Here is an 18,980-nt window from a genome sequence, read left to right as displayed (position 1 = left end):
CCGCGCGGCCCTACGGCGTGAACGTCGGCCCCGCGGACCGGAACACCCAGCGGTCGAGGGCGACGAAGCGGAACACCGTGACCGCCAGGTAGGCGACGAGCAGGGTGACGACCTCCAGGCCCCGTCCGTGTTCCGGCAGAGCCGCGACGGCCGCCGTCACGGCTACCGTGGTCACCAGGTAGTTCAGGGCGAACAGCAGGCCAGCCCTGAAGTGGGCCCGCAAGGGGGGACCGCCGTGGCGGCGGAACGTCCAGCGCCGGTTGGCCTCGGTGTTGAACAGCGTGGCCACGCAGAGGGCGGCCAGGTTGGCGACGGCCGGCGACCAGGCGGTACGCAGTACCAGGTAGAGCAGCGTGTGCAGCACCGTGCTGGCCACGCCGACCATCGCGAACGACAGGAGCTTGGCCAGCAGCGGATTGCGCGGCTCGGCGATCGTGGCCTGCGGATGGAGCGGGGCGAGCTCGGATCGTCTGGGCACGGGCACCCGCGCCGCTCCCGTGGACATCGCCCAGGCCATGCGCCACAGGCCGCGGATGTCGTCCCAGGCGGTACGGCAGACCTTGACCCGGGTGTCCACGTCCTCGTACCAGTCGACGGGGGTCTCGTGGATGCGCAGCCCGTTGTACTCGGCGAGCAGCAGCAGCTCCGTGTCGAAGAACCACTTGTCGTCGACGATCGTGTCCAGGATCGGCCTGACCAGGTCGGCGCGGACGGCCTTGAAGCCGCACTGAGCGTCGCTGAACCCGGCCCCGAACCCGATCCGGATGATCAGGTTGTAGGCCCGCGAGACGATCTCTCGCTTGGCGCTGCGGTGCACCCGCGCCGACCGCGCGAGCCGTGTCCCGATGGCGACCTCGGAGTGGCCGCTGATCAGCGGGGCCACCATCGGCAGGAACGCGTCCAGGTCGGTGGAGAGGTCCACGTCCATGTAGGCGACGATGGCGGCCGGGCTCTCGCGCCAGGCCTGCTTCAACGCCGCCCCGCGGCCCCGGATGTCCAGGCTGCGCGCGAAGACGTGCTCGTAGGTCTCGCTGTGCTCCTGCGCGATGGACCAGGTCCGGTCGGTGCTGCCGTTGTCGGCGATGGTGATCCGCCAGGGGAGGGGGAACGACGCCGACAGGAACGCGTGGAGTGTCTTGATGCAGCCGGGGAGTGCCAGCTCCTCGTTCAGCACCGGGATGACGATGTCGACGACGGGCTGCCGCGTGCCGTCCGGCGCGAGGTCCGGCCGGACGAGCGTCGTCGTTCGGGCGGTGGTGGCGGAGGTCATAGCGGCTCCCTCCGGTCCGCTCCGACGTCCCCCACCGGCCGCCCGATCTCCCCAACACGCATGAATTCACCAGCCCGTTCACCGCGCATGACCACCGGCCCGGGTAGTCCCGCAGCCCAAGCACGATCGTCTTGCCAGGGCGATTGCGAATCGGTGCGATTCATGGTCCGAGGACCGTGCCCTTGCCGAGCCTTTGCGAAGCGCTGACCAAGGACGCCGCCTGCGGGCCTGCCCGCCTTCGGTGACGCCTGGCCGCTCCCCGCGGTGCCCAGGCGATCCGATTCGGCGAGCCCTGAACCGTGCGAGCGTTACTTGGCGGCCGGCACCGCTTCGGGATGGGGGGCGACGCGCCGCCGTACCGTGAGCCCGAAGAGCACCACCAGCAGTCCGCACGCGCCGGACAGGGCGAAGGGGGCGGCGGGCCGCCACAGGTCGTAGAGCCAGCCGCCGACCCCGGAGATGACGAAGATGCCGATCGCGCCGCACAGGAGCTGCACGCCGAACGAGGAGCCGCGGTAGCGGGCAGGGACCTGCTGGGCCAGCAGCGGCCCCGCCGTCGTGATGACGCCGATCTCGCCGAGGCCGATGAAGGCGGCCACCAGCATCATGCCGGGCCCGAGCGGGTCGCTGACCAGCAGGGTCGACAGGTAGGCGGCGGCGGCGACGGCCTGGGCGAGGATGACGACGTTCTGGCGCTTCATCCGGTCGCCGAGCCAGCCGAACAGCGGCGCGCCCACCACGATCACCGTGTAGGCGATGCCCACGATGGCGCCGCTCTTGGCCAGGGCCTCGGTGGCGGACATGCCGCGCACGGCCCTGGCGTGATCGACGATCCACAGCGACAGGAAGCCGGCCACCAGGGCCAGGTCGGCCCTTGCCACGAAGGAGGCGGCGTAGGACAGCGCCACCCCCGGGTCGCGGGCCAGTCTGACTCCCTCACCGATCAGCTGCGGCAGCGGCACACGCGGCGTCTCGGCCACGCCCCGGCTCGGTGAGAGCGTGTGGCGCAGCGCCAGCGCGCCGAGCAGCACGAGCGCGGCGACGATCAGGAAGCCGATCCTGGCGGCCGCGGTGGGCGCCATCCCGCCCTTCTCCAGCATGCTGGGCAGTCTGACCAGCACCAGTACGGCGAGCACCGCTCCGACGCCGCTGAAGAGCCCGAGCCAGCCGTAGGCCTTGCCACGCGCCGGGTCGCGTACGTAGTCGGCGGTGATCGCGGACATGGTGACGTGCAGAGCGGCGATGCCGAGAGCGAAGACGATCCGCAACGCGATGAGAACGCCCGCGTTGCCCGCGAACGGGTAGAGCGCCGCCCCCACCGCGCACAGGAGAAGGCCCGCGACCGCGATGGGCCGCCTGCCGACCCGGTCGGCCAGCGCGCCATACCAGGTCAGGCTGAGGATCAGCGCGACCTCCGCGGCGATCTGCAGGTAGCCGGTGGTCCTGCCGAGGTCGTCGGAGGACAGCCCGAGGACCTCGCTGAGGATGTACGGCTGGCCGGCCGGCAAGAAGGTGATGACCGCGGTGCCCACGAATCCGAGCCCCATACAGGCCCACAGGTTGGTCTTGCTGATGCCGGGCGCCGCGTCGAGACCTAACATGGAGCGATCATCGCAACCTTCGCTATAGATCGTCTAGGTTTGGGCCATGACCAGTGAGCGAGTGCCACCGGGTATCAGCGCCGTCGTCCCCAATGTGGCGCGGATGTACGACTACTACCTGGGCGGCAAGGACAACTTCGAGGTGGACCGTCAGGCCGCCGAGAAGGTCCTGGCCATCATCCCCGAGGTCGAGGGCGATGCCCGCAACAGCCGGGCCTTCCTGCAGCGCGCGGTGCGCCACCTCAGGGAGCTGGGCGTCGACCAGTTTCTCGACATCGGCTCCGGCCTGCCGACCGCGGGCCACGTCCATGAGGTGATCGACGGCGCGAAAGTGGTCTACGTCGACAACGACCCCGTCGTCCTCACTCACTCCCGCGCCCTGCTCGGCCACGCCCCCGAGGTCACCGTCCAGGAGGGTGACCTGCGCGAGCCGGAGAAGGTCATGGCGCGGGCGGCCGAGGTGCTGGACCTCGAGCGGCCCATCGCCCTGCTCGTGGTCTCCCTGATGCACTTCGTCACCGACGAGGAGGACCCGGCAGGCCTCATCCGCCGCTACCGCGAGCTGCTGCCCGTCGGCAGCTACCTGGTGCTGACTCATGTCGCTCCGGACACCATGCCGAAGAAGGCCGACGAGGTCAGCGCCGTCTACCAGCGCGCCTCCTCCCCTTTCACCACCCGCCGTCGCGCCGTGTTCGAGGGCTTCCTGGAAGGCTTCGAGCTGCTGGAGCCCGGCATCGTCAACACTCGCGAGTGGCGTCCAGACCCGGACACCGCGAGGTCGCAGGTCAAGGGGGACTACCACCTGTGCGCGGTGGGGGCCAAGCGGCGCTGACGGTGCCTGGGATCGCGGCCAGCAGTTCGCGGGTGTAGTCGGCCTGAGGGTGCTCGAAGATGGCGTTCGCGGTCCCGCTCTCCACGATCCGCCCGTGCCGCATCACGTGGACGGTGTGCGAGATCATGCGGACCACGGCCAGGTCGTGGCTGATGAACAGGTAGCTGAGCTTCAGGTCCCGCTGGAGTTCGGCCAGCAGCTCCAGGATCTGCGCCTGGACGAGCACGTCGAGGGCGGAGACGGCCTCGTCGAGCACCACCAGTTCGGGGGAGAGCGCCAGCGCCCTGGCGATGGCGACCCGCTGGCGCTGGCCGCCCGACAGCTCGTGCGGCAGCCGCTGCGCGAGCGAGGCAGGCAGCGAGACCCGGTCGAGCAGGTCCGCGACGGCTTTCCTCCGGCTCACCGCGGTGCCGACGCGGTGCACGCGCAGCGGCTCGGCGATCGACTTCTCCACGGTGTAGCGGGGGTCGAGGGAGGCGTAGGGGTTCTGGAAGACCGGCTGCACGCGACGGCGGAAGGCGAACAGCTCGCGCCGTCCGAGCGAGGTGACGTCGGTGCCGTCGAAGCGGATCCGCCCGGAGGTGACGTCGTCCAGGCCGAGCAGCAGGTTGGCGGTCGTCGACTTGCCCGACCCCGACTCGCCGACGATGGACACGGTGTGGCCGCGGGGGATGTCGAAGGTGACGGCGTCGACCGCGGTGAACTCCGCCGCGCTGCCCCTGATCGGGAACACCTTGCGCAGGTCCTCGATCTGGACGAGGTCGCGGGCGTCCGGTGCCGACTCGGCCAGCCGTACCGACGAGAGGCTCGGTACGGCGCGCAGCAGCCGCTGGGTGTACTCGTGGGCGGGGTCGGCCAGGATCTCGGCCGCCGGGCCCGTCTCCACCAGCTCGCCCTGGTACATGACGGCGACGACGTCAGCGCGTTCGGCGGCCAGGGCGAGGTCGTGTGTGATGAGGAAGACGGCCGTGCCCATGTCGGCGGTCAGTTCGGCGAGCTGGTCGAGGATGCGTCGCTGGACTGTCACGTCCAGCGCGGACGTCGGCTCGTCGGCGATGAGCAGCTTGGGACGGCAGGCGAGCCCCATGGCGATGAGCGCGCGCTGCCGCATGCCGCCGGAGAACTCGTGCGGGTACTGGTTGATCCGCTGCGCGGGATCCGGGATGCCGACCATGTCCAGCAGCTCGATCACCCGCGCGCGAGCGGACCGGCCCGAGGCGACGCGGTGCACCTCGAGCGCCTCGGCGACCTGGTCGCCGATGCGCATGAGCGGGTTGAGATTGGACATCGGGTCCTGAGGGACGAGCCCGATCCCGGCCCCCCGGATGGCGACCATCTCGCGCTCGGAGGCCTCGGCCAGGTCGCGCCCGTCGAACAGCACCTGGCCGCCGGTGATGCGCCCGTTGTCGGGCAGGAGGCGGTTGACGGCGGCGGCCGTGGTCGACTTGCCCGAGCCCGACTCGCCGACGACCGCGACGGTCTGACCCGGCATGATCTCCATCGAGACCCGCTTCACAACCGTGACATCCTGCTTGCCGCTGCGAAAGGCGACGGACAGGTCACGGATGGCCAGGAGCGGCGTGCTGCTCGTCATGCTGTCCTCGATCGTTGTGCGGTGACCTTCAGCAGGTCGTGCCAGAGCACGTCCGTGGGCACGGGAGTCCCGTCGACCAGCAGCCGGTTGCTGACCACGACCAGGGCGATGTCGCGGTCGGGCACGAAGCCGACGGCGCCGCCCACATAGCCCGGGTGGCCGAGCACGGTGACGGTCTCGTCCCTGACCTGGAGCTCGTACCTGCGGAATCCGAGCGCCCACAGGCCGCCCCTGTGCAGCGTTCACGCCAGCTCCTTCGTCAGCCGCAGCTCGGGCTCGCCGAACTCGGGCGTGACGCGCTCGGTTCCGTCGGGGGCCCAGCCATGCCGGCGGTAGAACCCGACGGACGGCAGGTTGTCGCGGAACACCCACAGGAACGCCGTGGTGGCGCCGGCCGACGACAGGGCGCTCTCCGCCGCTCCGAGCAGTCGCGCGCCGAGCCCGCCGCCCTGTGCTCCCGGGTGCACGTAGAGCGAGTGGACGGTGTCGCCCGAGAAGCGCGTGAGGCCGCGTACCCGGCCGTCGTCCTCCGCCACGACGGCGGGCCTGCCCGTCCACAGCTCGCGGGCACGTCGGGCGGACATGGCGGACACCAGCCGCTCGGGCAGCACTTCCGCGTAGCTCTCGCGCCAGCAGGCGAGGAAGACCTCGACGATGCCGTCCAGGTCGTCAGGGGTCGAGGGGCGGAGTCTCATCGGCTCGGCCTCACCGGCTCAGCCGGAGCGACCGCGGCCGGTCGGTGATCGGCGCGGGCAGGACGAGCGGCCCCGCTCCCGGCGTGAGCGTGCCGAGGACGCGTGGGGCGCGGGCGCCCGTGCCCGCGGGAACGGTTCCCGGCAGGCCGTGCGCGGTGCACCAGCCGATGAGGGCGAAGGCGATCGCCTCCTTGTCGTCGGCGGGAGCGCCGTACTCGTCGGAGAGCGAGACCGTCACGCCGGAGAGCGCGGCGCGCAGCCCCTTCATGAGCACGGGGTTACGGCAGCCGCCGCCCGAGACGACGAGCAGGTCCACGCCCGCGGCCAGGACGTCCCTGGCGACCGTGCGCACGGTGAGCTCGGTCAGGGTCGCCACCAGGTCGGCGTCGGAGACCGGATGTCCCGTCCTGGCGACCGCGTCCTCGACGTAGGCGAGGTGGAACAGCTCCTTGCCGGTGCTCTTCGGCGCGGGCAGCAGATAGTACGGCTCGGCGAGCAGCAGGTCGAGCAGGCGCTCGTCGACCCGTCCCGAGGCGGCGATGCCGCCGTCCTCGTCGAAGCCCCGCTCGCTCAGCCGCCTGCTCGACACGACGGCGTCCACCAGCGCGTTCGCCGGGCCGATGTCGTAGGCGAACAGCTCCTCAGGCCCGCGCACCACCGTCATGTTGGAGATGCCGCCCAGGTTGAGCGCGGCGGCGCTGCCCGGGTGCCCCGCGAGCAGCAGGGAGTCGAGCACGGAGACCAGAGGAGCGCCGTGCCCGCCCGCCGTGATGTCGCGGATGCGCACGTCCGACAGCACCGGGGCGCCGGTGCGCTCGGCGATCCACGCGGGCTGGCCGATCTGCAGCGTGCCGAGCGCGTGCGAGCCGTCCACCCAGTGGAACACCGTCTGGCCGTGCGAGACGATCAGATCCACCGGCCCGGCCCGCTCGATCGCCTCGGCGGCGGCCTCGGCGAAGCTCTGGCCGATGAGCGTGTCGAGGACGCACACCTCGGCGAGCGTCGTCGGCGCGGGAGGCAGCGCCTCGACCAGCCTGGCGCGCAGCTCCGGCGGGTACGGCGTGCTCGCGGTGTGCCCGACCCTGCCGTTCAGCACGTCGCCCGCGAGGTCGAAGTCGACCACGGCGGCGTCGATGCCGTCATGCGAGGTGCCGGAGATCATTCCGAGGACTCTCATACCTGTTCTCCTAGCGCGGCGGCATCCTGGGGGGCGACTGTCAGCTCTGCGAGGTTCACCGCTTGCCTCGGTTTCGCGGGTCGAGGGTGTCGCGAAGGCCGTCGCCGAGCAGGTTCAGGCCCACCACCAGCAGGACGACGACCACGCCTGGCGCGATCAGCGTCCACGGGGCGACGAAGGCCAGGCTGCGCGCCTCGAAGATCATCGATCCGAGCGAGGGGGCGGGCGGCGGGGTGCCCAGGCCGAGGAAGCTCAGCGACGCCTCGGTGAGCACCGCCCACGACAGCGACAGGGCCACCTGGATCACGATGATGGAGGTGATGTTCGGAAGCACGTGCCGCAGCATGATCATCCATCGGCTCTGGCCGGTGGAGGTGGCCGCCCTGACGTACTCGATCTCCCTGAGCGAGAGCACGGGGCCCCGGGTGACCCGGATGAAGATGGGCACGTAGACGATCGCGATCGCCACGGCGATCGTGAACCAGTTGCGGTCGAGCACCGAGGCGAGCGAGAGAGCGAGCAGCAGCGGCGGGAAGGCGAACAGCACGTTGGTGACCCCGCCGATGGCCCCGTCGGCGAAGCCCCGGTAGAAGCCCGACACCAGCCCGCCGAGCGTGCCCACCAGGGTGGAGAAGACGACGGCGACGACGGCGATGAGCGCCGAGTTGCCCACCCCCGCCGCCACCCTGGAGAAGACGTCCCTGCCGAACTGGTCCGTCCCGAACAGGTGGGCGCCGGAGGGTGACAGGAAGCGCGAGGGCGGATTCTGCGCGATCGGGTCGTACGGCAGCAGGCCGAAGTACGACAGCAGCGCGACGACGGCGAGCAGGGCGAGGACGACGCTGCCGGCCAGGCCGCTGGGACTCTTGCGCAAAGCGGTCATGAGGCGCGCACCCGCGGATCGATGATCCGGTAGAGCAGGTCGGTCAGGAGGTTGACGATCACGAACGCCAGCGCGATGACCAGCACCGTGCTCTGCACGACCGCGTACTCCTTCTGCTGGATGCCCAGCAACACCTGCCTGCCGATACCGGGAACGGAGAAGACCTGCTCGACCACCACGGCCCCGCCCAGCAGGTAGCCGAACTGCAGGCCCGTCATCGTCACGATCGGCACGAGCGCGTTGCCGAGCACGTGCCTGACCTGGAGGCGTCTCGGCGGCACGCCCTTGGCGCGGGCGGTGCGGACGAAGTCGTTCGAGCGCACCTCCAGCACGGCGGTCCGTGTGGTGCGCAGAATCGGCGCCGCGATGCCGAAGCCCAGAACGAGCGCGGGCAGGAACATCTGCTGGAGGTTGAGCAGCGGGTCGTCGAGCGGGCCCGCGAACCCCTGGCCGTTCGGGTTGAAGCCGAACGAGGCCGCCAGCACCGACAGCAGCGTCGTGGCCAGCAGGAAGGACGGAATCGACAGGCCGCCGAGGCTCACGATCTGCCCGAGGGCGTCCCTGGCCGAGTTCGTCCTGGACGCGGCGAGCATGCCGAGCGGGACGCCGATCAGCAGGGCCAGCACGATCGAGAACACCGCCAGCTCGAACGTGACGGGCAGCGAGTGCAGCGTCAGGTCCAGCACGCTCTGCTGCGAGCGTGCCGAGTAGCCGAAGTTCCCGCTGAACATGTTGCCGAGCCAGGAGAAGAACTGGGTGAACGGCGACTGGTCGAGGCCGTAGTAGCGCTCCAGCGCCTCCCGCTGCGCCGGTGTGAGCGCGGCGGCCTCCGTGCCCAGCCCTGCCGTGATCTGGTCGCCGGGAATCGCCCGGAGCGTGACGAAGACGAACACGGCCACCCCGAGCAGGGTGCCGAGCATGCCCGCCACACGCCAGACGACTCGGTGGCGCACGAGTGCTCTGAGCATGGCTAGGAGAGCGTCGTCGTGCGCAGGTACTGCAGCGAGCCGCTGGCCATCGGGACGAAGCCCTTCACCTGCAAGGTGGTGCCGGTGTAGGTGTAGCCGGTGAACAGCCAGATCCAGGCGGCGTTGTTCTCCAGCTCGGCCGACACCTTGGCGTAGATGGCCTTGCGCTCGGCCTGGTCGGTCGTGGCCTTGCCTTCGGCGAACAGCTTGTCGAGCTCGGGGGAGCTGTAGCCGGCCACCTTGTTCAGGTTGCCCTTGCTGGTGAAGTAGCGGCCGTACATCCCGTCGGGGTCGGGACGCCCGCCGTTCAGCGCGACGGCCGCGTCGAAGTCACCGGCGACCCACTTGTCCACGAACGCGCCCGACTCCAGCACCTCGAGGTCCAGGTTGATCTTGGCCTCGGCGAGCTGCGCCTTGAGGTTCTGCGCCTCGTTGACCGAGGTCGCGTACTCGCCCTGGGAGACCATCGTCTTGATGGTCACCCCGCCGGCCTTGCCCGCCTTTCCGAGGTACTCGGCCGCCTTGGCCAGATCACGGGTGGGGCACGGGCGTTGCTGCGGGTCCGACTTGAACACCGGGGAGGTGATCGGCCCGGTCACCTCGCCCTCGCCGAGGGCGGCGGTGTCGAGCACCTGCTTGCGGTCGACCGCGCACTGGATCGCCAGGCGCACGTTGAGGTCCTTCAGCTCGCCGTGCGTCGCGTTGAGCTGGAGTGCGTGGTAGTTGAGCTGCGGCGTCTTGGCGACGGTGATCGCGCCGCCCTGCGCGGTCTGCGCGACGAGCGGGTCGTTGAAGACCGCGAGCTGAACGTTGCCCGACTGCATCGCCGAGACGATGGACGACTCGTCGGGGATCACCCGGAACTCCACGCCGCCGAGCTTCGGCTTCTCACCGCCCCAGTACTTGTCGTTCCTGGCCAGGGTGATCGACTGGCTCGCGACGCGCTTCTTCATCAGGAAGGGGCCGGTGCCGTTGGGCGTCGTGTTGAGCTTTTCCTCGGTGTCGTCAGAGGAGAGCATCGCCATGTTGACCGTCGCCAGGTTGGCGGGCAGCGCGGCGTCGGGCGCGATCAGGTTCAGCACCACGGTGTTCGCGTCGGGAGCCTCCACCGACTTCACCGAGGACAGCGAGGCCCTCGCGACGGCGGCCGTGGCCTCGTCCATGATCTTGTCGAGGGAGTGTTTGACGTCCTTGGAGTCGAAGGCGCTGCCGTCGCCGAAGGTCACGCCCTTCCTGAGGGTGAGCGTCAGGGTCTTGCCGTCCTCGGCGGGCTTCCACGACTCGGCCAGGCCCGGCACCACGTTGAGGTCCTTGTCGAACTCCGTCAGCGTGCCGTAGATGTTCGTCAGCACGTTGACGGCCTGGAACTGGGTGGCCTTCCAGGGGAAGAGCGTGTCCGGGTCGGTGGTGACGCCGACGACGAGAGTTCCGCCCGACGCGCCCGCTGCGCCGGTGCTGGATACGGGCCCGGAGGATGAGGAGCAACTGGTGAGAGCGATGGACAGCGCTGCGGCGGCGCCGATTGCGGAGAACGCGCCACGGGGCATGTGGCCTCCTCGGGCAGTAGGTCATAAAATTACGGAGACCATACCATCCGTGTATAATACTTCCACTGCGGGTTGGTGAAGATGACTGACGGCAAAGTGCTCATCCGCATACGAGCGGCCGTGCCCACCCTCCGGCCAACGGAGAGACGCATCGCGGAGCTGGTCGTCGGCGACCCCGCGGGTGCCGCCAAGCTGTCCATCGCCGAGCTGGCGGCCCGCTGCGAGACCTCGACGACCTCGGTGGTGCGCTTCTACAAGCGCATGGGCTACGACCACTTCAAGGACTTCACCAACGACCTGACCAGGGAGGTCGCGCGGGAGGAGCTCGCCACCTCGAACCTTCCCGATGTGTCGGGCGACATCGACCGTCATGACTCCCTGGAGGGGATCGTGTCCAAGGTGGCGATGAACGAGACGCTCTCCATCGCCGACACCGCCCGCGCGCTGGACATGGACGCGCTCGCCCGAGCCGTGGCCCTGGTGCTCGCCGCGCGCCGTATCGACACCTTCGGGGTGGGCGCGAGCGCCCTCGTCGGGCTCGACCTGCAGCAGAAGCTGTCACGGATCGGCAGGACGGCCATCAACTGGCACGACTCGCACTCGGCCTGGACCTCCGCCGCCACGCTCAACGCCACCTGCGTAGCCGTCGCGGTCTCGCACACGGGCGCGACCGTCGACACGGTCGAGTTCCTGGCGATCGCCCGCAAGTCAGGCGCCGCGACCATCGCCATCACGAACTTCCGCGACTCGCCGCTGGCGGCCACGTCCGACGTGACGCTCACGACGTCGGCGCGGGAGACCCAGTTCAGATCGGGCGCGCTCGGCAGCCGCATCGCCCAGCTCATGGTGGTCGACTGCCTGTTCACGGGCGTGGCCCAGGCTTCCTACGACGAGTCGATGGCGGCCCTGCGCAACACCTACACGGTGGTCCACGACCGCATCATCCACAAACGCGGCTAGCCGTCCGGTCCGGCGGCTCAGGAGCCCTCCCGCCGCCCCTCCTCGGTTCCGAAGCCGTCGAGCGACTCGCGTTCCTCGAGGCTGCGCAGTTCCTGGAACACCGTGATGTGGAGACCTGCGGGCGCGTCGAATCTCGCGTTCAGCGACTGCCACGGTGTGACGGTGGGCGGCGCGACCTGCTCGGCACCGGCCGAGAGCAGCCGATCGGTGGTGTGCCGGGCGTCGTCGACCTCGAACGCGACCCGGATCTTGGGGGCCACCTGGCGGCCCACCTCCACATCGTCGATCATCCTCTTCTGTGCGGGGTTCGCGATCTCCAAGGTGGCCAGACCGGCATCGAGGATCACCACGTGCGCGCCGTCTCCGCCGGAGAAGGCGGCCTGCTCGGGCAGACCAAGGGCGTCCCGGTAGAAGGCGACGGCGGCCTCGTAGTCCTCCGCCTCGACGACCAGGCGGAGCTGGCGAACGGCCTGCGGCCTCTGGTTCTCGGAATCCTGGGAAAGGGTCATCGAATCGTCTCCTCAGCCGGGCGCTCCATGGGCGTGGATCGCGTACACGCTTCCCACGGGGCGCACCTTATCCGGTCGGCCGCCGGCGGCCCGTGGCCAGGTCGGGTGGGGCGGGTCGCGTGCGGTCGAGACCGAAGAGCTCGGCCACGTACGGCTGTCCGGGAGGCGACGGCTAATCGGCGGGGAGGCCGTTGTGGCGGGCGAGGGCGAGCAGGGCCGTGCGCAGCATCCCCGCCTCCTTGGGGGTGAGCACGTCGGCCAGTTCCGCGTCGAGCTCGACCGCCGCCTCGGTGCACACGGCCAGCAGTTCCCTGCCCTCCGCCGTGAGCGTGAGCACCTGCCTGCGCCGGTCGTGCGGATCGCGTTCGCGCCGGACCGCCCCCTGCTCCTCCAGCTGGTCGGCGAGTGACACCACCAGGCTGGGCGCCACATTCATGAGTTTGGCGATGTCGAGCTGCGAGGCCACCACTCCCGACTCCAGCACCGCCAGGAGCCCCACATGTTTGGGTTTGAGCCCGTGAGCCGCCAGCCGCGCCGAGAACCGCTCGCTCACCGTCGCTCCCAGCGTGCCGAGCCGGAAGACGAGCGTCGAAGTCAGCTTGACATCGTTCATGACGGCAATGCTACCTTGCTCATATCATTCACACTTTGAACGATTCGAGGCTGTAACGATGCTTGATTCCGCTGCCGTCCAGCTCGTCTTCGCCGACCTTCAGGACAGCATCGTCGAGGCCAGTGCCACCAATCCGGCCTCGGACATCCGCCGCTCGGTCAAGGTGCTGGACGGGCTCGCCGCGGCGCTCGGCATCCCGTTCACCGTCTCGGCCGCGCCGCGGCAGGGTGGTCCGGGGGTGATCAAGGAGGTGCCCCAGGCCGAGCCGTACGTGCGCACCGGCCCGTCGTGCTGGGACGACACCGCGTGGCGGGAGGCGATCCTGGCCACCGGCCGCCGCACACTGGCCATCTGCGGAGTGACCACAGAGATCGTGGTGCTGCGGACCGCCCTCGACGCCCTCGCGGACGGCTTCGCCGTACAGGTGCTGGTGGACGCGTGCGGCGGCCTCACGACCCGCACCGAAGACGCCGCGCTGCGGCAGATCGAGGCCGCGGGCGGCGTGGTGACCTCGGTGGCGGGCTTCGCCGCCGACATGGTGCGCGACTTCACCACCCCCACCGGCCGGCAGATCATCGCCGCGTTGCACGGGCTGATGTGAGCGGGCCACCGTGGCGCTCATCCGCCGCTGTGCCCATCGCCGCCGGGCGCACCCGACGAGGCTCTGACCCCGCCTGCACGGGGGCGAGGTCACAGCGGGCGCCGCTCAGCCGAAGATCTTGTCGCGGGCCGTGTCGAGGGCTGTCAGAACGGCTCCCTGCAGGATCGCGTTGCCCGCCACCGTGCTGCCCAGCACCCTGGTCGGCGCCGGTGACAGCTCGTGGAGACGCTCGGCCACCAGCCCGGCGAGCTCGTCGCCCCCGGCCCGCCCCGTCTTTCCGCCCAGGACGACCAGCCCCGGGTCGAGCACGGTGACCAGCGCGAACGCGCCTGTCGCGATCACCCCCGCCAGCTCGCCGTCGTCGAGCCCCCGCGCCACCGACGCGTCCACGAGGTCGCAGTACGTCGACCCGTTCACGTCGAGGAGCCCGATCTCGCCCGCGCCGCCCGACACTCCTCGCCGCAGCCGGCCGTCCAGCACGACCGCCGCCCCGACGCCGTCGTCGAGCCACAGCAGTACGAAGTCGTCGTTCCCGCCGGCCGCCCCTGTGCGGTGCTCGGCGATGGCGGCCAGGTTCACCTCGTTCTCGAGGACCACCGGAACCCCCATGCGGTGCCGTACCGACTCCAGGAAGCCGGGCTCCCAGCCGGGCACGCCGTTGTCGGACACCAGATCGCCGCGGCGTGGATCGACGAGGCCCGGCGCGCCGATCACCACCGTGTCCAGCGTGCGGCCTCCGGCGGCCGCGGCGACCGCGCTCTCCACGAGCTCGGCGAGCCCCACCCGCTCCGGGGCATCGCGCCCGCCGGTCGCCGGGATGTCGCGTACGGCGGTGCCGACCGTCGCTCCCGTGAGGTCGGCGACGGTCACGTTGATCGCCATCCTGCGCACGTCCACGCCGGCCACATGGGCGCGACCCGCCACGATGCCGTACAGGCGCGCCTTCGGCCCGCGCCGGTCCTCACCGCACTCCCCGGTCACCTCGATCAGCCCGCCGTCCATGAGCCGCTCGATCAGGTCGGAGACGGTCGGCCTGGAGAGACCGGTGAACGTGCGCAGCTGAGGGGCAGTCAGCGGGCCGCGTTCGAGCAGCAGGTCCAGGGCGAGACGGTCGTTGATCGCGCGGGCCATGGCCGGGGTGGCAGTCTTCACCCTGAAGATAATAATCAGGGAGCCTGCCTAATAAATCTTTTCATCAGGAAGGCTTCCTGATAATTTCCCGGCCATGAGCCCTCATCGCGCCATCGCCGTCGTGTTCGTCATCCACGGCGCCGTCGCGGGCAGCCTGGCCACCCGCATCCCCTGGATCCAGGACCACCTCGGCCTCGGCGCCGCCGCCCTCGGCCTGGCCCTGCTCTGCCCGTCCATCGGCGCGTTCGTCGCCATGCCCATGGCCGGCCGCCTGAGCCACCGGCTCGGCGGCGCCACCGCGACCAGGGTCCTGCTCGCCCTGTGGTGCGTCGTGCTCGCCTTACCCGCCCTGGCCCCCGTGCCGGCCGCGCTGGTCGCCGTCTTCCTCCTGTACGGCGCGGCCGCCGGCATGTGCGACGTGGTCATGAACGCCCACGGCGTCGTCCTGGAACGCCACCTGCGCCGCCCGATCATCTCGGGGCTGCACGGCATGTGGTGCCTGGGCAGCCTGGCGGGCGGGGGCCTCGGCGTCCTGGCCGCCCAGACGGGGACCGACGCCAGGACGCATCTCGGCATGATGGCGGTCGTGCTGCTCGTCATCGGCACCGTCGCAGGCCGCGGACTGCTCCGCGATGATTCGAAGGGTGATGCGCCCGCGCCGCGCCGGTTCGCCCTCCCACCGAGAGGGGTTCTTGCCATCGGCGTGGTCGGTTTCTGCGGAACCTTCGTCGAGGGCGCGAGCTCGAGCTGGACGGCCGTCTACCTGACCGAGGTCGCGGACGCGGGCCCCGGCATGGCCGCCGCCAGCTACACGATCTTCATGCTCTGCATGGCGGGCGCCCGGCTGGCCGGTGACCGCCTGGTCCACCGGTTCGGGCCGGTCACGATCGTCAGGGCGGCTGGCGTGCTGGCCGCCGCCGGCGGGCTCACGGTGGTCGTCGCCCGCACGCCGGTGCTGTGCGTCATCGGGTTCGCCCTGATCGGGCTGGGCGTGGCGGCCATCGTGCCGCTGGTCTTCGCCGCGGCGGGCCACGCGGGTCCCACCCCGGGCGAGGGCGTGGCGGGAGTCGCGACCATCACCTACCTGTCCGGGTTGACGGCTCCCGCGATCACCGGCTGGGTCGCGGGCGGGATCTCCTATCCCGCGGCCTTCGCGATGATCACCGGAGTGGCCGTGCTGATGGTGCTGCTGTCGGCGGCCATGCGCCCGCGCGTGCCCCAGGCCCCAGCTGCCCAGCTCGCTTCAACCGGAGCGTGAGTTCGGCCGTCCCCGCGGGAAGGCGTGCCCTCCCGCGGGGATCGATGGCGCGCACAGGCTCAATTCGGCGGCGCCGCGGCGGGGAACCGTTCCCACACGCGGTGCTGTCCGAGCAGCTCGACGATCCCGCCCAGCACCTCGTCGCCGCGATCACCTGACAGAACGCCTGGAGCCCCCAAGGGGATCGCCGCCAGCGCGAGGGCCTCCGTGGCGCCGTCCCAGCCGCCGATCGGCTTCCCATGGCGGTAGGCCTCGGCCAGCATGAGCAGCACCCGCGGGTCGACGGCGCCCACGGTGTCGCCCGCCTTGGCGTCCCTCGCTCCGTAGGCGTCGGCGCCGGGCGCGGGCACGCCGGCCACCAGCAGGGCGTCGAACTCGACGGACCGCGCGGTGGCGAACGTGCGCTGCACGGTGACGGATTCGCCGCCGTTTTCGAGCACGCCGCCCGCCGGCGCGATCACCAGCGGCACCATGCCGCCGTCGAGGATCGCCTGCCGGACGGAACCGACCGCGTCCAGGTCGCCGTTGCCGTCGGCGATGATGCCGATGATCCGTCCGGTCGTCGGCCAGGTCTTGCCGACCTGCGAAAGCGCCGGGCTCGGCTCGACGGACGGCAGCGGCTCGGGCGCCTTGGGCGCCGGGAGTCCGAGTCCCGTGGCCACCTGCTCGCACAGGTAGGGGTCGATCTCCGCGAGCACTGCCAGGGTGCGTTCCTTGATCGCCTGCTCGTAGACCTTGCCGAGCTCGAAGGTGTAGGCGGCGATCACGTGCTCGCGTTCCACCGGGCTCAGGCTCAGCCAGAACAGCCGGGGCTGGCTGAAGTGGTCGTCAAACGAGGCGGGCGCCTCGCGGACCCGCAGCGCCGACGGCACCTGCACGGGCACCTCGACGTAGCCGCCCTCCCGCTGCCCCGCGACGAACGGGCAGCCGCCGTCCAGCGAGTTCGGCCTGTACGGCGCGGCGCCGACGTGCACGGCCGTCTGGTGCATGCCGTCCCGCAACATGTCGTTGACCGGGGCGTGCGTCCTGTTGATCGGAAGCTGGGCGAAGTTCGGGCCGCCCAGGCGGGTGATCTGGGTGTCCAGGTAGGAGAACAGCCGTCCGGCCAGCAGCGGGTCGTCGGTGACGTCGATGCCGGGGACGAGGTGGCCGACGTGGAAGGCGACCTGTTCGGTCTCGGCGAAGAAGTTGACCGGATTGGCGTCGAGGGTCAGCAGGCCGATCGGCTGGACCGGCGCCAGCTCCTCCGGCACGATCTTCGTCGGGTCCAGCAGGTCGATGCCCTCGAACGTCTGCTCAGGGGTGTCGGGGAAGACCTGGATGCCGAGCTCCCACTCCGGGTAGGCGCCTGACTCGATCGCGTCGGCGAGGTCCCGCCGGTGGAAGTCGGGGTCCATGCCGTTGATCAGTTGCGCCTCCTCCCACACCAGGGAGTGCACGCCTGCCTTGGGCTTCCAGTGGAACTTCACCAGCACCGTCCCGCCCTCGGAGTCGACGAGCCTGAAGGTGTGGACGCCGAAGCCCTCCATCGTGCGGTAGGACCGGGGGATGCCGCGGTCGGACATGTTCCACAACGTGTGGTGGGTCGCCTCGGTGTGCAGGGAGACGAAGTCCCAGAACGTGTCGTGCGCGCTCTGCGCCTGGGGGATCTCCCTGTCGGGGTGGGGCTTGCCCGCGTGGATGACGTCGGGGAACTTGATCGCGTCCTGGATGAAGAACACCGGGATGTTGTTGCCCACCAGGTCGAAGACGCCTTCGCTGGTGTAGAACTTCGTCGCGAAGCCGCGCGTGTCGCGGACCGTGTCCGAGGAGCCGCGTGAGCCCAGGACCGTGGAGAAGCGGACGAAGACCGGCGTCTCGGCGTCCTTGGTGAGGAAGGCGGCCTTGGTCACCGAGGCGGCGGTGCCGTACGAGCGGAACACGCCGTGGGCGGCGGCGCCGCGGGCGTGCACGACGCGTTCGGGGATGCGCTCGTGGTCGAAGTGGGTGATCTTCTCCCGCAGGTGGTGATCACGCAGCAGCACCGGGCCCCTGGGGCCCGCCTTCAGCGAGTGGTCGGTGTCCGGCAGCCGCGTGCCCAGGGCCGTCGTCAGGTACGGCTCGCTCTGTGCCATCGCCGTCCGCGGCACATCGGCTCGCCGGCCCGTGGGGGTGTAGGGCTCGGGGCCGCGCTGGTCGGACTTGGGCGGGAGCGGACCCCGCGGCTCTGTCGGCTCGGCGAGCGACGGCGGCTCGCTGCCAGGACGGCCGGGAATGGCTCCGGCCTCGTTCGTCGGCTGAGACTCTTTCATGCGTTCCCCCAGATAAGGGCGCCGTGCCATCGTCCGAGCACGGCGCTGACCTTAGGGCGGCCTACCCGGATTGTCCGGGTCAAAGCAGACATTTTCCCCAGGTAGGGGAAGGAGCCGCCCGTTGCCGCCGCCGGGCCGGCCGGGGCTCAACTGTCTCAAGGGGAACGACGCGAGCGAGCCGCCGGCGAAGGAGTCGCCGCGGCGGGTCGTCCAGGCCGAGCCGATCGCAGGCGCTCTACGCGCGGGCGGGACGGGCCTCCAGGAGGCGCACGATCTCGGCGTGGCCGGTGCCCAGGACCGACTCCGAACGCAGTCGGCCGCTGCTGTCACGCTGCTCGGCCACTACGCGTTCACCGCCGCCTTCGGACTCCTCGCGGCGGACGGTGATCCGCGCTCCCTCAGTGGCGTACTCGAGGGCCCTGTCGTGCACGACCGCCTCGATGTCCCGGTCGGCGAACTCTCGAGCCAGATCGATGGGGAGCCGCTCCTGCTCGTCGGCGACCGCGGGATCGGCCCCGTGGTCGAGCAGCATGCTGACCACGGCCGCCGAGCCGTACCGTGCGGCGTGCGTGAGGGCGGTGCCCCCGGCGCCGTCGCGGAGGTCGGGATCGGCGTTCCTGTCGAGCAGCGCCGCCACGACGGCGGGAAAGTCCTTCGCGGCCGCCCAGTGCAGTGCGCTCATCGCCTGCCTGCCCGGGCCCTCTGTCCGATCGGGGTCGGCCCCTCCCTCCAGCAGCGCGACCACAGTGCCGAGATGGCCCCAGGACGCGGCGGCGCACAGCGGGAGCCCCTCGCTCTCGCCCTCGCTCTCCCGGTCGGGTTCGGCCCCCGCCGCCAGCAGCATCCGCACGATGTCGGCGTTCCCCTGCACGGCCGCCCGGTAGAGGGCCGTGGTGCCGCCGTCGTCGGGCTGGTCAGGGGCCGCGCCGCCGTCCAGCAGTCGCCTGACCTTGGCGGCGGCTCCGGTGCCCGCCGCGGACACCAGTCTGTTCTCCGTCACCCGGCCCAGTGTGTACGGCGGAGCCCCCGGCCTCCACCGATTTTCCGCCA

Annotated in this window: 18 protein-coding genes; 4 read left to right on the top strand and 14 right to left on the bottom strand. The window is 70.8% G+C overall.

The window, feature by feature from the left end; all coding sequences use genetic code 11:
* Nucleotides 1-10 precede the first annotated feature (10 nt).
* Nucleotides 11-1,270: a glycosyltransferase gene (locus tag AB0B45_RS23890; protein ID WP_358134130.1), complete on the bottom strand. Its 1,260-nt coding sequence runs from the start codon at nt 1,268-1,270 to the stop codon at nt 11-13.
* Nucleotides 1,271-1,578: 308 nt separating this feature from the next.
* Entirely contained in the window at nt 1,579-2,871 is a 1,293-nt protein-coding gene (locus AB0B45_RS23885) for an MFS transporter (RefSeq protein ID WP_358134128.1), read from the bottom strand.
* Nucleotides 2,872-2,917: 46 nt separating this feature from the next.
* On the opposite strand from AB0B45_RS23885, the gene AB0B45_RS23880 reads away from it, so the two are divergent.
* On the top strand, nt 2,918-3,703 hold the full coding sequence (locus tag AB0B45_RS23880) for an SAM-dependent methyltransferase (RefSeq protein ID WP_358134126.1): 786 nt from the start codon (nt 2,918-2,920) through the stop codon (nt 3,701-3,703).
* On the opposite strand, the gene AB0B45_RS23875 is transcribed toward AB0B45_RS23880, so the two are convergent.
* The 7 genes from AB0B45_RS23875 to AB0B45_RS23845 all read right to left on the bottom strand — a co-directional run bounded on the left by AB0B45_RS23875 (nt 3,657) and on the right by AB0B45_RS23845 (nt 10,567).
* Nucleotides 3,657-5,297: an ABC transporter ATP-binding protein gene (locus tag AB0B45_RS23875; protein WP_358134123.1), complete on the bottom strand. Its 1,641-nt coding sequence runs from the start codon at nt 5,295-5,297 to the stop codon at nt 3,657-3,659. The two genes, AB0B45_RS23880 and AB0B45_RS23875, sit on opposite strands and share 47 nt — an antisense overlap.
* Complete coding sequence (locus AB0B45_RS23870) at nt 5,294-5,464, bottom strand: hypothetical protein (RefSeq protein ID WP_358134120.1); 171 nt, start codon at nt 5,462-5,464, stop codon at nt 5,294-5,296. The genes AB0B45_RS23875 and AB0B45_RS23870 overlap by 4 nt, the downstream gene beginning before the upstream one ends.
* A gap of 75 nt (nt 5,465-5,539) precedes the next feature.
* Nucleotides 5,540-5,992, bottom strand: a complete 453-nt coding sequence (locus AB0B45_RS23865; RefSeq protein WP_358134118.1) for a GNAT family N-acetyltransferase — start codon at nt 5,990-5,992, stop codon at nt 5,540-5,542.
* Between the two features lie 10 nt (nt 5,993-6,002).
* Entirely contained in the window at nt 6,003-7,169 is a 1,167-nt protein-coding gene (locus AB0B45_RS23860) for an anhydro-N-acetylmuramic acid kinase (protein ID WP_358134115.1), read from the bottom strand.
* Between the two features lie 55 nt (nt 7,170-7,224).
* The gene (locus AB0B45_RS23855; protein ID WP_358134112.1) at nt 7,225-8,052 is read right to left on the bottom strand and encodes an ABC transporter permease; all 828 of its coding nucleotides are present in this window, start codon (nt 8,050-8,052) and stop codon (nt 7,225-7,227) included.
* Nucleotides 8,049-9,020, bottom strand: a complete 972-nt coding sequence (locus AB0B45_RS23850) for an ABC transporter permease (RefSeq protein ID WP_358134109.1) — start codon at nt 9,018-9,020, stop codon at nt 8,049-8,051. The genes AB0B45_RS23855 and AB0B45_RS23850 overlap by 4 nt, the downstream gene beginning before the upstream one ends.
* Before the next feature lie 2 nt (nt 9,021-9,022).
* Nucleotides 9,023-10,567, bottom strand: coding sequence for an ABC transporter substrate-binding protein (locus tag AB0B45_RS23845; protein WP_358134106.1), 1,545 nt, complete (start codon nt 10,565-10,567; stop codon nt 9,023-9,025).
* Between the two features lie 81 nt (nt 10,568-10,648).
* On the opposite strand from AB0B45_RS23845, the gene AB0B45_RS23840 reads away from it, so the two are divergent.
* On the top strand, nt 10,649-11,527 hold the full coding sequence (locus tag AB0B45_RS23840; protein ID WP_358134103.1) for a MurR/RpiR family transcriptional regulator: 879 nt from the start codon (nt 10,649-10,651) through the stop codon (nt 11,525-11,527).
* A gap of 17 nt (nt 11,528-11,544) precedes the next feature.
* On the opposite strand, the gene AB0B45_RS23835 is transcribed toward AB0B45_RS23840, so the two are convergent.
* The gene (locus AB0B45_RS23835; RefSeq protein ID WP_358134100.1) at nt 11,545-12,036 is read right to left on the bottom strand and encodes a VOC family protein; all 492 of its coding nucleotides are present in this window, start codon (nt 12,034-12,036) and stop codon (nt 11,545-11,547) included.
* A 172-nt stretch (nt 12,037-12,208) separates the two neighbouring features.
* Nucleotides 12,209-12,649, bottom strand: coding sequence for a MarR family transcriptional regulator (locus AB0B45_RS23830; RefSeq protein ID WP_358134098.1), 441 nt, complete (start codon nt 12,647-12,649; stop codon nt 12,209-12,211).
* A 58-nt stretch (nt 12,650-12,707) separates the two neighbouring features.
* On the opposite strand from AB0B45_RS23830, the gene AB0B45_RS23825 reads away from it, so the two are divergent.
* Nucleotides 12,708-13,250, top strand: a complete 543-nt coding sequence (locus tag AB0B45_RS23825) for an isochorismatase family protein (protein WP_358134095.1) — start codon at nt 12,708-12,710, stop codon at nt 13,248-13,250.
* Nucleotides 13,251-13,355: 105 nt separating this feature from the next.
* Here the strand turns inward: AB0B45_RS23825 and AB0B45_RS23820 are convergent, their stop codons facing one another.
* Nucleotides 13,356-14,402, bottom strand: coding sequence for an ROK family transcriptional regulator (locus AB0B45_RS23820; protein WP_358134092.1), 1,047 nt, complete (start codon nt 14,400-14,402; stop codon nt 13,356-13,358).
* Between the two features lie 73 nt (nt 14,403-14,475).
* Here AB0B45_RS23820 and AB0B45_RS23815 point away from each other — a divergent pair, with 73 nt between their 5' ends.
* On the top strand, nt 14,476-15,639 hold the full coding sequence (locus tag AB0B45_RS23815; RefSeq protein ID WP_358134089.1) for an MFS transporter: 1,164 nt from the start codon (nt 14,476-14,478) through the stop codon (nt 15,637-15,639).
* A 59-nt stretch (nt 15,640-15,698) separates the two neighbouring features.
* Here AB0B45_RS23815 and AB0B45_RS23810 read toward each other — a convergent pair whose 3' ends face one another.
* Complete coding sequence (locus AB0B45_RS23810; protein WP_358134087.1) at nt 15,699-17,930, bottom strand: catalase; 2,232 nt, start codon at nt 17,928-17,930, stop codon at nt 15,699-15,701.
* Between the two features lie 235 nt (nt 17,931-18,165).
* Nucleotides 18,166-18,930, bottom strand: coding sequence for an ankyrin repeat domain-containing protein (locus AB0B45_RS23805; RefSeq protein ID WP_358134084.1), 765 nt, complete (start codon nt 18,928-18,930; stop codon nt 18,166-18,168).
* Between the last annotated feature and the right edge of the window lie 50 nt (nt 18,931-18,980).

It is taken from the genome of Nonomuraea sp. NPDC049152 (assembly GCF_040648355.1).
Classification (GTDB): Bacteria; Actinomycetota; Actinomycetes; order Streptosporangiales; family Streptosporangiaceae; genus Nonomuraea.
Note: the sequence above shows the minus strand (reverse complement) of the source record. Positions and strands in the feature narration are given on the sequence as shown.

Excerpts from the sequence above, each read along its gene's own strand:
- AB0B45_RS23890 (WP_358134130.1), bottom strand. The coding sequence starts at position 1,270 with ATGACCTCCGCCACCACCGCCCGAACGACGACGCTCGTCCGGCCGGAC.
- AB0B45_RS23885 (WP_358134128.1), bottom strand. The coding sequence starts at position 2,871 with ATGTTAGGTCTCGACGCGGCGCCCGGCATCAGCAAGACCAACCTGTGG.
- AB0B45_RS23880 (WP_358134126.1), top strand. The coding sequence starts at position 2,918 with ATGACCAGTGAGCGAGTGCCACCGGGTATCAGCGCCGTCGTCCCCAAT.
- AB0B45_RS23875 (WP_358134123.1), bottom strand. The coding sequence starts at position 5,297 with ATGACGAGCAGCACGCCGCTCCTGGCCATCCGTGACCTGTCCGTCGCC.
- AB0B45_RS23865 (WP_358134118.1), bottom strand. The coding sequence starts at position 5,992 with ATGAGACTCCGCCCCTCGACCCCTGACGACCTGGACGGCATCGTCGAG.
- AB0B45_RS23860 (WP_358134115.1), bottom strand. The coding sequence starts at position 7,169 with ATGAGAGTCCTCGGAATGATCTCCGGCACCTCGCATGACGGCATCGAC.
- AB0B45_RS23855 (WP_358134112.1), bottom strand. The coding sequence starts at position 8,052 with ATGACCGCTTTGCGCAAGAGTCCCAGCGGCCTGGCCGGCAGCGTCGTC.
- AB0B45_RS23850 (WP_358134109.1), bottom strand. The coding sequence starts at position 9,020 with ATGCTCAGAGCACTCGTGCGCCACCGAGTCGTCTGGCGTGTGGCGGGC.
- AB0B45_RS23845 (WP_358134106.1), bottom strand. The coding sequence starts at position 10,567 with ATGCCCCGTGGCGCGTTCTCCGCAATCGGCGCCGCCGCAGCGCTGTCC.
- AB0B45_RS23840 (WP_358134103.1), top strand. The coding sequence starts at position 10,649 with ATGACTGACGGCAAAGTGCTCATCCGCATACGAGCGGCCGTGCCCACC.
- AB0B45_RS23835 (WP_358134100.1), bottom strand. The coding sequence starts at position 12,036 with ATGACCCTTTCCCAGGATTCCGAGAACCAGAGGCCGCAGGCCGTTCGC.
- AB0B45_RS23830 (WP_358134098.1), bottom strand. The coding sequence starts at position 12,649 with ATGAACGATGTCAAGCTGACTTCGACGCTCGTCTTCCGGCTCGGCACG.
- AB0B45_RS23825 (WP_358134095.1), top strand. The coding sequence starts at position 12,708 with ATGCTTGATTCCGCTGCCGTCCAGCTCGTCTTCGCCGACCTTCAGGAC.
- AB0B45_RS23815 (WP_358134089.1), top strand. The coding sequence starts at position 14,476 with ATGAGCCCTCATCGCGCCATCGCCGTCGTGTTCGTCATCCACGGCGCC.
- AB0B45_RS23810 (WP_358134087.1), bottom strand. The coding sequence starts at position 17,930 with ATGAAAGAGTCTCAGCCGACGAACGAGGCCGGAGCCATTCCCGGCCGT.